Origin of the sequence: Roseibium sp. (assembly GCF_965276855.1) — a bacterium.
Lineage (GTDB): Bacteria > Pseudomonadota > Alphaproteobacteria > Rhizobiales > Stappiaceae > Roseibium.
This window is the reverse complement of the sequence record NZ_OZ255700.1, coordinates 3,999,342-4,013,499: the sequence shown is the minus strand read 5'-3', so window position 1 is coordinate 4,013,499 and position 14,158 is coordinate 3,999,342. Positions and strand designations below refer to the sequence as shown.

The following is a 14,158-nucleotide window of genomic DNA, read 5'->3' as shown; positions in this document are numbered from 1 at the left end:
TTGTTTGAGTGAAACCATCTCCGATCAGTTGAGCTTGCCAGGCAGACTGAGGTCTCCAGAAGCTACGTCGAATACGTCGACTACGCACAGCAGCGGAGCGTGGATGTTCTGATTGACACGCAAAGCCGATGTCACCCCGTCATAGGACATCCCGTCAGCCACTGCCGGGTCATCAAAACTGACATTGATCGTGATCTCCTCACTTTTGAGCACCGGAGAGAAACCCGGGCTGTCGATGTAAATCGGCAATCCCGGCCAGGTCGCCGGCATTTTGGGCGAGGCCCCATCCGGGATATCCTTCACCGACAAAGCTCCTGCCTCACAGGCTTCGTTGGGCGTTAAAACAACCCAGTGCGAGTGCCATTTGGCGCCGTCGTTTGTGAGATCTCCGTCCCCATCTTCATCAAAGAGCGGTGTGTCATCAAAATCCGGGTGAGACGTTGCAACAAGTGCCAGGATCCCGTCTTCGCTTTCAAAGCCGACAGCGTCCGGCTTCAATGAGGTCGGCCAAACATAGGCCTCAACCGGAGCCCCGGCGAGTTGACCGGCCGGTTCAGGCGTCGTGGCCCCAGCGGTTCCCTTCAGCGTCATGTGAAAGGTCACAGTGCGTCCGGAGCGATGCACGTGTGCTGCCAGAATATCGTAGTTCTGGTCTATTTCGGCGTTTTCCGGCGACAGCACTGCGCCCTTTTGGTGAATTGCATGATCGCTGTGTGACCCGCCTGCCAGGGCGGCAACCGGCAAGGCAGCCAGGACAAGACTTCCAGCTAGTGTCTTCAACATGGGTGTTCTCCTTTTCAAAAAAAGACACCCTTCAATAATAGCGAGTCGATACTATTGCAAGTTTAATTTCGACTCGCTATAAAAAGATATGACCAGCGACCGCGACCACACCCGATTTATCTCAGATCTGATTGACCGCCTCGGCAGGCTGAACGCGGCCGAAGAATGGAATGGACCGCTCAACCCGTCACAATTCGCTGCACTTTCGTATCTCGCTCGGGCAAACAGGTTTTCGCGGGCGCCGTCTCATGTGGCCGACTACCTGGCAACCACCAGAGGCACAGCGTCTCAAACCTTGAAAGCACTGGCCCGGAAGGAGCTGATTGCCGAATTCCGACTTGAAGAAGACAAGCGGAGCATTCGTTATGACGTGACCGGTGACGGGCACGTGTTGCTGGCCGCGCAATCTGCAATGTCAGCCGCCATTTCGGCTCTTGAAGCTACGAACGCTGAAGCGTTAAAGGACGGACTGACAACGTTGGTCATGAAACTTCTGGAACAGCGCGATGCAAAGTCCTTCGGTCTTTGCAAAGAGTGTAGCCACCATCAATCAACGGATGCTGGCGGGTACTGCAACCTTCTGGACGTTCCGTTGAAGCCGCAGGAAGCTGAACAGATTTGCCATGAGCACACCCCTACCACAGGATGACTCTTAAAGATGACAACCGCACAGATCTTGGGCGTATATGCCGGAAAACCTGAGGACAGATGGGACGGGAAAGCAGCCTCTGCAATCCGCAAGTCTCTGATTCAGGGAGCTGTTCAGCTTACAGAAACCGGGATTGTGGAAGACCAGCAGGCGGATCTCGCGGTCCATGGCGGTCCTGAGAAAGCGCTGCACCACTATCCTTCAGAACACTACTCCGATTGGGCGGAGCTCTTTGGCACTTCCCCCTTCGCATACGAGCCCGGGACATTTGGCGAAAACATCTCGTCGTCCGGCTTCACCGAAGAAGATCTTTGTATTGGGGATGTCTTTGCGACCGGTACCGCCCGTCTTCAAATCTGCCAGGGCCGGCAGCCATGCTGGAAGCTCAACATGCACACCCAGAACCCTGCCCTTGCGGCGCATTTTCAGAAAACCGGCAAAACGGGCTGGTACTACCGGGTCCTGGAAACCGGCGTTTTCAAAGCAGGCGACAGTATGACCTTGATCGACCGACCCTGCCCGGATTGGAACCTGAGGGACGTAATTTTTGCCCGGTTCAACCCGAAACTGGAAAGCAGCACGGCGTCCGCACTTGCCAACCTGGCCGTACTTGCCGAACCATGGCGGGCCGCCTTCGCAAAGAAGGTCGACCCGGATTTTGTAGAAGATACGTCACGCCGGCTTCCTGGAAGCTAGGCGGGATCGCTCCTGGAACACTTAAGCAGCTTCAACGGCTTTGAGGAAACGGTCTACCGTGCCGCGGAGATCTTCGGTTTTATCGGCCACATCATTGGACGCCCGCAAGACGTCGGCAGCGGACGAGCTGGTCATCTGCGACTTGTCGCTGATTGCAACCATTGACCCCGCGACCGACCGTGTTCCTTGAGCAGCTTCCTGGACATTCGCCGAGATCTCAGTGGTCGCCTGTCCCTGCTCCTGAACCGCTGATGCAATGTTTCCGGTGTAATTGTCGACGGTTGCCATGGTTTCCGCGATGGTCCCGATCGCCGAAACAGCTTCCTTCGTCGCGGCCTGAACTTCAGACACCTGTGCCTCAATCTGCTCGGTTGCCTTGGCCGTCTGTGTCGCCAATTCCTTGACTTCGGACGCAACAACCGCAAACCCGCGGCCCGCCTCTCCGGCACGGGCGGCCTCAATCGTCGCATTGAGAGCAAGCAAGTTGGTCTGCTCGGCAATATCAGAGATCAGGTTCACAACATCACCGATGTTCTGAGCAAGCTGCGCCAGACCGCCTATCCGCTCGTTGGTCTCCTGAGCCGATCCAAGCGCGGCCCGGATAACCTCCGTGGTGCTGTCAACTTGCCGGCCAATCTCCTGAATAGACGCGGACAGCTCTTCGGAGGCAGACGCCACGGTCTGGACATTTGCAGACGCCTGCTCGGAGGCAGCTGACGCGTTCGTGGCTTCTCCGGACGTTTCATCCGCAATGCCATTCAGTCCCTCGGCGGCCGCCTGCATCTGATTGTTGTTGTGAACGACCGTATCCAGCATTTGCTCGACTTCGTCGCGGAAGGTTTCGATCAACGAACTGACCCGACGGGCTTGTTCTTGTTGCGCTTGCTGGTTGGCATTTTGCTCTGCCTCCAACCGCTCACGCTCCAACGCATTCTCCCGGAAAACGGCGACTGTGTCGGCAATTTCCTTGATCTCATCGTCGGAGGTCTGCTTGGGGACATTAACCGCCGTATCGCCTTTGGCCAGAGCGCCCATGACCCCCGCCAACCCATTGATCCGGCGGGACAACTGAACAGACACCCAAAGGCCGAGCAGCCCGGCACCAAGTGCGCAAACCACAGCGATGACCACTGTCCAGTTCCGCAGCTTCGCCAGCGGGGCGAGGACTTCAGCCGCGCTCTGCACGACGACAAGAGCATAGTTTTTGCCGAGATACTCAAACGGTACGGCTGCCGCGAATGATTCCTGTCCCTGCAGATCGTCCAAAACCTGGAATTCCGGTGCCCCACCAAGTGCATTGAGTATCGGGCTGCCCTGAAGCAGATCGCTCGTCACTTCGTCGACATCTGGTGTCCGAACGCTGTCGTTCTGAATGACACCATCAGCGTTGACCAAAAATACGTTTCCGGTTTCACCCAAACCGGCATATTTTCCCAACATGCTGCTGATGCGTGAGACAGCCGTCTCATAGATAGCAATCCCAATGACTTTTGATCCGACAGAAATCGGCACAGACAGGAAACCAACCGGCTTGTCGGTTGGTCCAGGATACCGTTCCGCGTCAAAAATATGCGCTTGATCCGGAGCGCCTGCTAACGCGGCTTGATATGCCTTGGAAGCCGCAGTTCCGCCCCATTCAGAAGATTTCAGGTTCTGGGCGAAATCAGCTTTCTTCTGGACCGAATAGACCACGTCGCCGTCCAGGTTCACCAAAAGGATCTCGTCCAGACTGTTCGATTCAGCAAAAGCGCGCAAGGCCGGATGATGCTTACTATGCGCCCGGTCGTAGGGCTTGCGGCCGGCCTTAACGAGGTCCGCCCGTTGATCCGCAGGGTGTGGATTGTCGGTAACGTAAACCTTGGTGAGGGTCGCCTGCGCCTTGTCCCCGTATTTGGCCCAGTTCTTGTCAAAGTCGGAATAGGCAGCCCTCAACCCCTTGCCAGATGCGTGACCTGTGACAAGGGCCTGCTTGGAGGACAAATAATCGGTCAGAGCATCCTTGCGGCTCTCAGCAAGGCCCATGAGCTTTTCTTCAGCCAGGTCCCGTACAGACTGGGCCCCGGACATATAACTCGCGATTCCGACACCTGCCGAACAGAACAACGCAATCCCGACCATGATGGCGGGAAGTTTCTGAGAGACTTTCAAGGGCTTTGCTCCGCAAAGAACGTGGGCAAGGCTCCCGCCTTGCCCGTTGAAATATTATAGATTTTCGACGTTCACACCGAACGTGACAGCACCGATGGGCTCACCACTATCCGGATCAACAACCGGCACACTGACCTGGCTCTGTAGAAGCTGAGTGCTCTCATCTTCTTCAAGATCACTGATGTGCACAGAGCTCGAACCCGCGCCGTAGGTCTCTTGCCATTTGGCCTCATCGCCTTGCCAATAGTCAGAGGTCACATCGCTCTGACCAACGTTGAGACCTTTGGCATCCATCACAAAGATCTCGGTAAAGAGACCATCGCTGCCATCTTGCAGATCGGCCAGATATCCGGACAGATCGTTTTCAAGCACGGCATCGATCATCGGCTGATCAACTGCTTCTGCTTCAGCGCGCCAGGTTTTGTCGAGCTCGTCGATCTTGGCCTGATCATGACCGGCAGTTTGCGTGTTCTGTGCCTTTACGGCCGCAATCACCTCAGAAGAGGACGCGATTTCGGCAATTTGGCCGTTCGCCAGCTCTTCCAGCTCAGCCTTAAACTCATTCGCGTTGGCGGCACCGGTTGCAAGGAGTACAAATACCGCGGACTTCAAAAACGTTTTCATGGATCGCTCTCCGTTGAGTTCCGTTACGACATTCAACGCGGCAGACCTTAATCACATATGTATAGTCGCTTATATTTACTAATTGAATTATGATTACATTCAACCTTTGAATTGCATTGCAAAACTAAAAATCTAAACAACTCAAATGACACTCGATGGTTGATTATTTTTACTTTTGAGAACTAGCAGAATTGACGATAATCGCGTACCTATCGTGGCCGCTTGCTTTTCCAAAGGGTTTCAGCTATATCGCGCACGCGCCTGCACCCCTGGAGGAGGCGCTCGTAGGACCGATCCCGGACAACTGATCGAACACTCGGTGACCCTGTTCGCCGGTCCGTCACATATACCTATAGGAGTTTGCCATGGCTTCCAGCTATGAGCTGAAGGCGTCGGCACGGGACCGTGTGGGCAAGGGGGCCGCACGAGCACTGCGTCGCGAAGGCCTTCTACCTGCCGTGATCTACGGCGACAAGAAACCGGCTCTGCCGATCACCATTCCGGTGAAAGAAACCACCCTCACCCTGCACAAGGGCGGTTTCCTGATCAACATCGGAACCATCGATATCGACGGTGAAAAGCACCAGGTCATCGCCAAGGACTTCCAGCTGCACCCAGTGCGCGACGATGTTCTTCACGTTGATTTCCTGCGCGTATCCGGCAACACGACCCTGACGGTCGATATTCCGGTGACCTTCATCAACGAAGAGACCTGCCCGGGCCTGAAAAAAGGCGGCATGCTGAACGTGGTTCGTCACACTGTCGAGCTGATCGTTCCGGCGAATGCCATCCCGGAAACCCTGGTCTTCGACCTTGCGAAAGTCGAAATCGGCGACACGCTGCACATCTCGGCAACCACCCTGCCGGAAGGCGCGCAGCCGACCATTACCGACCGTGACTTCACCGTCGCAACGCTTGCTGCTCCTGGCGGCGGCGTACAGGACGACGAAGGAGAAGCCGAAGGTGGTGAAGAAGAGACAAGCGAATAAGCTTGATCCTTCGATAATTTTGCAGGAGGCGGCATCGCCTTCTGCATTCAGGGCAGCCGTTATGGCTGCCTTTTCGTTTCAGCACCCTGATTTTCAAAGAACTCATAGAGACAGGTCATGAAACTGATTGTCGGCCTCGGAAATCCCGGCGGCAAATACGCCCACAACCGCCACAACATCGGCTTCATGGCGCTTGATGAGATCCACCGCCGCAATTCCGGTTTCCAACCCTGGCGCGCGCGTTTTCAGGGTCAGGTCTCCGAAGGCCGGTTGGGCAGCGAAAAGGTGCTGTTGCTCAAGCCCTCCACTTACATGAATGAATCCGGACGCGCAGTCGGCGAAGCCATGCGCTTTTTCAAGATCGAGCCGGAAGACATGGTCGTCATCTACGATGAACTGGATCTCCCACCTGCCAAGTTCCGCATGAAAAAGGGCGGTGGCCATGGCGGTCACAACGGTCTGCGATCAATATCGGCGCATATTGGCCAGGAGTACCGGCGTTTGCGGCTTGGAATCGGTCATCCGGGCGACAAAAAACTCGTCTCCAACTATGTCCTGGGCGACTTCTCCAAGGCGGACCAAGACTGGCTGGACCCGCTGCTTGCAGAAATTGCTGATCAGGCTGGCCTTTTGGCAGAAGCAAAAGACAGCCAGTTTGCCAACAAGATGACTCTGGCGCTCGAACCGGAAAAAGCTCAGCGCGGCAGCAAGTCGGCCTCCCAGAAGCCGGACAAGCCCTCCAAGCCAAAACAGCAGAGCCACATTCGTCAGGCCCGCCAGAATAAACCCGCCGCGAACTTGCCCAAGTCAGGCCCGATGGCGGACATGCTGAAAAAGCTTCTGGGTGGTGGCGACAAGACATAGAATACAATTAGAAATTTCAGATCACGCGACCGCACGTCACATTGTGGTAACGTGAAACAGGATAATGACCCCGAGCTTGATAAAGGGGGAAATCATGCGCCGCGTTGTTCTTGCATGCGTTGTTTTGGGGCTCACACTAACGCCAGCGGCTGCCTTCAAGAAACTTGAAGGCTACTTTATCGCCGAACGAGCCTGCGAAGCCTACCAAAGCAAGAACAAACAGACCAATCCAGGCAACATCCTTACGTCGACGCGGATTGCCTACGAAATCAAGGGCATCAACAAACAAGGCGGCGATTATTTCCAGATCCTGGTTGATGACGCTCCGGTGACGCAGCTCCGTTGGGTCAGCACATCTTGCGGGGTGCATGTGGTGGACGCCGACACGGTAACCGTCGATCCAGTCATCGACCCTGGCCTCACGCCTGTTACAAGCGGACAGGAATCCACAGACAATCTGCTGACGCTCAGCTGGCAGCCTGCCTTTTGTGAGATCCGACCCGGCAAGCAAGAGTGCCAGGATCTGAATTCCGGAAATCTGCCGCACACAACACGTCAACTGTCCATTCATGGGCTCTGGCCGCAACCGAAAGGCAATGACTATTGCGGTGTACCGGCCTCTGTTCGAAACCTTGACAGACCGGGCAACTGGCACCTCCTCCCCGCCCCTGAGATTGACACCGAAACGGCCGACGCACTCGCCGCGGCCATGCCCGGTTTCGCAAGCTTCCTGCATTATCACGAGTGGATCAAACACGGCACCTGCTACCTCGGTGACGGCGGAGCGGATGAGTATTACGACGACACTCTCTATCTGACTGGGCTTGTAAACGATTCAGCCGTCGGCGACGTGTTCTTCAACAATGTCGGCCGCGAGGTTTCCGGTGCTCAAATTCGGGCGGCCTTTGATGATGCCTTCGGCGTTGGCACAGGCGCACGGGTCCTGATCAAGTGCACCAACGATGGCGGCCGAACTTTGATCAACGAGATTTGGCTCAGCCTGAAAGGCCAGATCACCCCAACTTCCGATCTGGGCGAACTTATGCTCGCCGCAAATGAAACTGGGATGGGCTGCACTGGCGGACTGATCGATCCAACCGGGCTGCAATAAGCAGACAAGGTTTCCGTCCGGCGGATTGAAAGCGCATCCGAGAGAACAAATTCAATCGGTGGCTCTCCAAGCTGGTCCTGTTTGGGCGCTTCCAAGATGTTCGTAAGCAGCTTGGAACCGCCAAACCCTTGACCTTGCCGGTCCCCTCGGGCATGAAGCGCGGCAACAGTTTCAGACACAAACCGAAAGCGAACTCCTATGGGTTTCCAGTGCGGCATTGTCGGACTGCCGAATGTCGGCAAGTCCACGCTTTTTAATGCGCTGACCAAGACAGCTGCGGCCCAGGCCGCAAACTATCCGTTCTGCACCATCGAGCCGAACACCGGCGAAGTTGCCGTGCCGGATCCGCGCCTTTACGCAATTCGCGATATCGCGCAATCCAAGGAAGTGATCCCGACGCGGATCACCTTCGTGGACATTGCAGGCCTTGTGCGCGGTGCCTCCAAAGGTGAGGGTCTCGGCAACCAGTTTCTGGCGAACATCCGCGAAGTCGATGCCATCGCGCACGTTTTGCGGTGTTTTGAAGATGATGACATCACCCATGTGGATGGTGCCATCGACCCGATCGCCGATGCCGATACGGTCGAGACCGAGCTCATGGTCTCCGACATGGAAAGCCTGGAAAAACGCATCGCACCGCTGAAGAAAAAGGCAACCGGTGGCGACAAGGAAGCCAAGGCAGTCCTGCCGATCATGGAAGGCGCTCTGGCACTGCTTCAGGACGGCAAGCCTGCCCGCATGCTGGAAACCGCTGATGCGGAAGAAGCCAAGATCCTAAAAGGTCTCAACCTTCTGACGTCCAAGCCGGTTCTTTATGTCTGCAACGTTGATGAGGCGTCGGCTGGCGAAGGCAACGAGCTATCGCGGAAAGTCGCAGAAAAGGCGGCGGCGGAAGGTGCAGTTGCCGTTGTGATTTCCGCTGCGATCGAAGCTGAGATTTCTCAACTGGACAAAGAGGAACAGGAAGAGTTCCTGGAGACCATCGGACTGGAAGAGCCCGGCCTCGACCGGATGATCCGGGCCGGCTACGAGCTCCTCGGCCTGATCACGTATTTCACGGCTGGGCCAAAGGAAACCCGCGCCTGGACCATCACCGACGGTACCAAGGCACCGGGTGCCGCCGGCGTCATTCATACGGACTTTGAACGCGGTTTCATTCGCGCGCAGACCATTGCCTATGATGATTACACATCGCTTGGCGGCGAGAGCGCCGCGAAGGAAGCCGGCAAGGCCCGCGACGAAGGCAAGGAGTACATCGTCAAGGACGGTGACGTTCTCCTCTTCAAGTTCAACACTTGATATGAAGTCACAGCCCGGGCCCCTGCCCGGGCATTTTTCTGGGCGGCTGTAAAACTTCCCCAAGCGCAATCACCCAAACTCGACACTCCAGGTAGAGCCTTCGACCATGCATACTTTTGTTTTTGCTCCTCCTGCCGTGACCGCAGTGCCCGTTGACGGCACGAGCGACTTCTTCCCGGTCCGCCGGGTCTATTGCATAGGCCGGAACTACGCCGCCCACGCCGTGGAGATGGGCCACGACCCGGATAAGGAACCACCGTTCTTTTTTCAGAAGAACCCGGACAATCTCAACACCTCAGGAACCTTTCCTTACCCGCCGAAATCCCAAGACGTTCACCACGAAGTCGAGCTGGCCGTTGCCTTGAAATCAGGCGGCTGCAACATTCCGGTGGGCGAAGCCCTGGATCATGTGTTCGGGTATGCCGTTTCGCTCGACATGACACGGCGCGATCTTCAGGGAGACGCAAAGAAAATGGGCCGTCCCTGGGAGATCGGAAAGGCGTTTGAGCAGTCCGCCCCAATCACGCCTATTGTCCCGGCGGCCGACTGCGGCGATCTCTCCGAAGGCAGGGTCCAGCTCACGGTAAACGGTGATCTGCGCCAAGAGGGGGATCTCAATCAAATGATCTGGAAGGTGCCGGAAATGATTTCCTATCTTTCTGAGTATTTTGAACTGGCGCCGGGAGATGTCATCCAAACCGGCACGCCTGCAGGCGTCGGGCCCGTTGTGCGCGGCGACAAGCTGGTTGGTTCAGTGAAGGGATTGCCTCCCCTGGAAGTCACTGTGATTTAAAGCAGATAGCGCTGGCTTAAGTCCTGACAAAAAGATCCCCCGGAACATCCTGAGCCCGGGGGATCTCTCAACTTACATTCAAGCCCTGCATTACCAAGGGGTTCGGACCGGCTTCATCGCGCCACTTCCGGGGCACCAAACGATGGTGCCGGGATTTTGCGTAATATTCAACGCGGTCGTAGTGGTCGTTGGCTTCGCAGCGGATGGTCGTTTTTGACAGTTTGCTCATTTCTGTTTTCCTTTCCAGTTGGTCTGTTCCTGCCTGGAAAAGCATGTGGTGTTTGAATGTGTCCGGTGGATGTTCAGAACATTACAGGTTCCTAAATTCCGCACCCAGCATATGGGTTTGCGTGCCATATGGAGCTTTCCTAGAAATCGCTCGACGCTGAACGCCAATCCGGCCTAAGTTTCAGCATCTTCCAGGCGACGCGAACGGATCGGAGAATTCCAAGGTGACGCTCGATCAGATACTGCTGTTTTCACTCTTCGCAGTCGTCTTCGCCCTGCTGATTTGGGGCAAAATCCGCTTCGACCTGGTCGCCTTTGCCGCTCTGATCCTTGCGGCCTTCCTGGACCTTGTCCCCTCGGATCAGATCTTTTCCGGCTTCGGCCACCCGGCGGTCATCATCATCGCCCTTGTGCTGATCGTATCCCGCGGACTGATGAATTCCGGGGCGGTCGAACTGGTTGCCAAATATCTGTTTTCCGTATCCCGTAGCTTGTCGGGCCATATCGGCATCATGGCCATCGTCGGCGCCGGACTGTCCGGCATCATCAACAACGTGGCAGCTCTCGCGCTTCTGATGCCGCTGGATCTGGAAGCCGCCAAGAAGGCAGCCCGGTCTCCCGGCCTGTCGTTGATGCCTCTTTCCTTCGCAACGATCCTCGGCGGCATGATCACCTTGATCGGAACACCGCCCAACATCGTGATTGCCGAGTACCGGTCAGACGCGCTCGGCTCGCCGTTTTCCATGTTCGATTTCGCTCCGGTCGGCCTTGTTGTCGCGATCAGCGGCATTGCCTTCGTGACATTGATCGGCTGGCGGCTGTTGCCGGCGCGGTTTAGGCAAGCGCCCGAAACCGACAGCATGGCCGAGGAGCTCTACAGCGGGGAATTGAAAGTCGGCAAACTGCCTGAAGACAAAGACCTCACGCTTGGCGATCTTTATCCGGTCGCGGACGAAAAAGATGTCGCGATCATCGGACTGGTACGCCATGGCAGCCGCATCAGAGGGTTTGCCCGCCGGGAACTGATCAAGGAGAACGACTTCATTCTCGTCGAAGGCGATCCGAAAGCCATCGAGGCGTTCATGGGAGCGGCAAAACTGGAGTTTGCCGGATCCGAACGCCACAAGGGTGGTTTGACGGGCGGCGCCTTGAGCCTCACCGAAGCTATTGTTCCTGATACAGCGCGCATAAACGGCACGTCCGCCTTTCAGCTGCGGCTTCTCTACGGTCACGGCGTAACGCTGCTGGGCATTTCCCGTGCCGGGCGCAGGATCCAGAACCGCGTCCGGCATGAAACCATCCGGCCGGGTGATGTCCTCCTCCTGCTTGGTTCATCCGATCGATTGGAGATGGCAGTTCAATGGCTCGGCGTGTTTCCGCTGAAAGGCAGAACCACCGGAATGATCCAGCGCAACAAGGCGCGGCTGGCCATCTTGGGCTTCGTTCTTGCAATTGCGGCAGCAGTCGCAGGGTTCGCATACCTTCCGGTCGCTCTTGCTGCCTGCGTTGTTCTTTATGCGGCAACCGGCCTCGTCAGCGGTTCGGATGTTTATACAGCCGTGGAATGGAAAGTGATCGTGCTACTCGGCTCGCTGATCCCACTTGGACAAGCTTTTGAGGCGGCTGGCAATGCTCAGATCATCGCTGATGGCATTCTGGCTCTGACAGCGGGAGCACCGGCCTGGGTGACGTTGGCGGTCTTGATGGCGGTCACAATGACCTTGTCCGATTTCCTGAACAACGTCGCGACGTGCCTGATCGCAGCCCCGATCTCGGTTCAGATCGCAAACAGTCTCGGTGTTAATCCCGACCCGTTCCTGATGGCGGTTGCCGTCGCCGGTTCCTGTGCCTTTCTGACCCCAATCGGGCACAAGAACAACACGATCATCATGGGCCCCGGCGGATACCGCTTCGGCGATTACTGGCGCATCGGCCTTCCACTGGAAGTGCTGGTTTTGGCTGTCGGAATTCCGGCGATCCTGGTGTTCTGGCCGCTCTAGAGCGGGGAGCCCTTACTCGGGTTCAACAGACATGGGCCCTGCCCGCGCAATAAGTTTCGGGATCCGCCAGATCACGATTGCAGACAGGATCGAAACAAGCACGATGTAATAGGCTGGTGCGAACGTATCGCCGGTTTCCTGCACAAGGTAGGTTGCCACAAAAGGCGTTGTGCCCCCGAAAACCGCCAGGCAGATATTGTAGCCGATGGCGACCGTACTGCATCGCAGGTGCTGCGGTGCCATTTGCGTTAATGCTGTTATCGACAGGGCCCAACCGGCCGTGCTGGCAAGCGTCAATCCCAGCTGACCGACAAAGACCAGTTCCAGCTTGTTTGACAGCATCAGCCACCAGCAGGGCAGTGCCAGCACGATCGCGCTGATGGCTGCGCCCATCAAAGCGGCTCTCAGGCCAACTTTGTCAGCGATGTACCCGCAGACCGGCACAAACAAGGCCATGATGACGAGATTTGCGGTGGTGATGTCCAGCGCTTCGGCGGATGTGAAGCCAGCTTCACTGCCGATGTAAGTCACAGCATAGACAAAGATCACAAAATAGATCACGGACACCGGGATCACGAGCACCATCATCTCGAAAATGAGACCTGGAAACCGCTTCAAGGTGTGCAGCACCGGTGAGCCCAATTCCCACTCTTGGACTTTGGGAGCGGTCTCGGTCAGATGCCGCCGGAGGACGGTGCTCAAGAAAGCAATCAAACCTCCAATAACGAACGGGATCCGCCAGCCCCAGCTGTGCATCTGTTCATCGGTCAATAGGTTGCTCATCAGGGTTGGCACTGCAGACCCCAGAACACAGCCCCACATCATCGCAAACGCAATCCAGGAACCGGTCAAAGCCCGTTTATTTGCAGGGGCTTGTTCAACGATGAGCACGCCAGATGTCGTGTATTCACCCGCAACGGATATTCCCTGGGCGATCCGGATCAGGACGAGGAGAACAGCAGCTGTAATGCCAATCTGGTCATAAGTCGGAAGAGCCGCAATAGCGACGGATCCCAAACCCATCGTCATCACCGAGGCAATCAGCACTGGTTTACGGCCGAAGCGGTCACCAATATGCCCAAACAGCAAACTGCCTACCGGCCTCGCTGCATATCCGACTGCCAACACCGCAAATGCTGACAAGAGCGAAGCGACTTTGTCCTCGGAAGGAAAGAAGAGAACAGCGATTGTGGAGGCCATGAAGCCGTAAACAGTGAAGTCGTACCACTCCAGAACATTTCCGCTGGCCGCGGCCAATATGGACCGGCCACGGCTTTGCTTTTTCTGTGTGGTCATATCGGTCTGAATAAACCTCTTGGCATGGGGACATGGGCCTGTGATCAGAATAGGGAAGCCCGATTATGTCCCACAGTGTGCAGGGCGATCCCTTTCGTCAAGCTGATGACTGCAAGGTAGCAATAGCCCGGTCATTGACGGCTCGGGAGGGGTGTCCTGTCTCTCAGCAAAAATCCCATTTTCTCTTGAGCCCCCGCCGAAAGTAACGTGTTATGCATCCGTCAGGCTAAAAAAGTCCGGCATATCAGGGGGACACCATGAATTATTTCTTATCTGCTGCGGCAGGGTTGAGCTTTTCATTGGCCGCGAGTTTTGCCGGTGCGCAAGGCACTGGTTCGGAAGGCTACTTCCAAGTCTACAACAACACAGAAGGCAACATTGCCGTCGGTTTCTACACCAACGGGGGCGATGGCTGGAGTGACAACTGGTTGGGCGACGCCTTGATGCCCGGTCAAAACGCCCAAGCAGCGTTCAATGCTGACACCGGCAATTGCGACCAGGTTTTCCAAATCGGATGGCTGGGCGCTGACGACAGCGAAGTGCTCGACGAGCCGATTGCAATCGACATTTGCGCAGCCAGCAATGTCTATCTCGACGACAATGAGATTTACTACGACTGAACAATCGGTAAGATTGAGCATCCTCATAGCGCGGCCCACCGCGCTATGCCTCTCACAT

At 56.3% G+C, this 14,158-nt stretch carries 14 protein-coding genes; 9 read left to right on the top strand and 5 right to left on the bottom strand.

Annotated features, from left to right (window positions below; all coding sequences use genetic code 11):
- Positions 1-24 precede the first annotated feature (24 nt).
- Positions 25-783, bottom strand: a complete 759-nt coding sequence (locus ACQY4Z_RS18475; RefSeq protein WP_428523717.1) for a hypothetical protein — start codon at positions 781-783, stop codon at positions 25-27.
- An 88-nt stretch (positions 784-871) separates the two neighbouring features.
- On the opposite strand from ACQY4Z_RS18475, the gene ACQY4Z_RS18470 reads away from it, so the two are divergent.
- The gene (locus tag ACQY4Z_RS18470) at positions 872-1,432 is read left to right on the top strand and encodes a MarR family transcriptional regulator (RefSeq protein WP_428523715.1); all 561 of its coding nucleotides are present in this window, start codon (positions 872-874) and stop codon (positions 1,430-1,432) included.
- A 9-nt stretch (positions 1,433-1,441) separates the two neighbouring features.
- Entirely contained in the window at positions 1,442-2,128 is a 687-nt protein-coding gene (locus ACQY4Z_RS18465; RefSeq protein ID WP_428523713.1) for an MOSC domain-containing protein, read from the top strand.
- Between the two features lie 21 nt (positions 2,129-2,149).
- On the opposite strand, the gene ACQY4Z_RS18460 is transcribed toward ACQY4Z_RS18465, so the two are convergent.
- The gene (locus tag ACQY4Z_RS18460) at positions 2,150-4,276 is read right to left on the bottom strand and encodes a methyl-accepting chemotaxis protein (RefSeq protein ID WP_428523711.1); all 2,127 of its coding nucleotides are present in this window, start codon (positions 4,274-4,276) and stop codon (positions 2,150-2,152) included.
- A gap of 54 nt (positions 4,277-4,330) precedes the next feature.
- On the bottom strand, positions 4,331-4,900 hold the full coding sequence (locus tag ACQY4Z_RS18455; RefSeq protein WP_428523709.1) for a hypothetical protein: 570 nt from the start codon (positions 4,898-4,900) through the stop codon (positions 4,331-4,333).
- A gap of 365 nt (positions 4,901-5,265) precedes the next feature.
- Here ACQY4Z_RS18455 and ACQY4Z_RS18450 point away from each other — a divergent pair, with 365 nt between their 5' ends.
- From ACQY4Z_RS18450 to ACQY4Z_RS18430, 5 genes are all read left to right on the top strand, one after another.
- Positions 5,266-5,889: a 50S ribosomal protein L25/general stress protein Ctc gene (locus ACQY4Z_RS18450; RefSeq protein ID WP_428523707.1), complete on the top strand. Its 624-nt coding sequence runs from the start codon at positions 5,266-5,268 to the stop codon at positions 5,887-5,889.
- A 117-nt stretch (positions 5,890-6,006) separates the two neighbouring features.
- Positions 6,007-6,753: an aminoacyl-tRNA hydrolase gene (gene pth / locus ACQY4Z_RS18445; RefSeq protein ID WP_428523705.1), complete on the top strand. Its 747-nt coding sequence runs from the start codon at positions 6,007-6,009 to the stop codon at positions 6,751-6,753.
- Between the two features lie 94 nt (positions 6,754-6,847).
- Positions 6,848-7,864 carry a ribonuclease T2 family protein gene (locus tag ACQY4Z_RS18440; protein ID WP_428523703.1) on the top strand — a complete coding sequence of 339 codons (1,017 nt, stop codon included), beginning with the start codon at positions 6,848-6,850 and terminating at the stop codon, positions 7,862-7,864.
- A gap of 198 nt (positions 7,865-8,062) precedes the next feature.
- A complete protein-coding gene (gene ychF, locus ACQY4Z_RS18435; RefSeq protein WP_395172637.1) occupies positions 8,063-9,163 on the top strand; it encodes a redox-regulated ATPase YchF in 1,101 nt (366 codons plus the stop codon).
- A 106-nt stretch (positions 9,164-9,269) separates the two neighbouring features.
- Complete coding sequence (locus ACQY4Z_RS18430) at positions 9,270-9,956, top strand: fumarylacetoacetate hydrolase family protein (RefSeq protein ID WP_428523701.1); 687 nt, start codon at positions 9,270-9,272, stop codon at positions 9,954-9,956.
- Positions 9,957-10,023: 67 nt separating this feature from the next.
- On the opposite strand, the gene ACQY4Z_RS18425 is transcribed toward ACQY4Z_RS18430, so the two are convergent.
- Entirely contained in the window at positions 10,024-10,185 is a 162-nt protein-coding gene (locus ACQY4Z_RS18425) for a hypothetical protein (protein WP_428523699.1), read from the bottom strand.
- A gap of 223 nt (positions 10,186-10,408) precedes the next feature.
- Between ACQY4Z_RS18425 and ACQY4Z_RS18420 the strand changes: the two genes are divergently transcribed.
- Positions 10,409-12,184 carry an SLC13 family permease gene (locus tag ACQY4Z_RS18420; protein ID WP_428523697.1) on the top strand — a complete coding sequence of 592 codons (1,776 nt, stop codon included), beginning with the start codon at positions 10,409-10,411 and terminating at the stop codon, positions 12,182-12,184.
- A 12-nt stretch (positions 12,185-12,196) separates the two neighbouring features.
- Here ACQY4Z_RS18420 and ACQY4Z_RS18415 read toward each other — a convergent pair whose 3' ends face one another.
- The gene (locus tag ACQY4Z_RS18415; RefSeq protein ID WP_428523695.1) at positions 12,197-13,480 is read right to left on the bottom strand and encodes an MFS transporter; all 1,284 of its coding nucleotides are present in this window, start codon (positions 13,478-13,480) and stop codon (positions 12,197-12,199) included.
- A gap of 257 nt (positions 13,481-13,737) precedes the next feature.
- Here ACQY4Z_RS18415 and ACQY4Z_RS18410 point away from each other — a divergent pair, with 257 nt between their 5' ends.
- On the top strand, positions 13,738-14,100 hold the full coding sequence (locus ACQY4Z_RS18410) for a hypothetical protein (protein WP_428523693.1): 363 nt from the start codon (positions 13,738-13,740) through the stop codon (positions 14,098-14,100).
- The last annotated feature ends 58 nt before the right edge of the window (positions 14,101-14,158 follow it).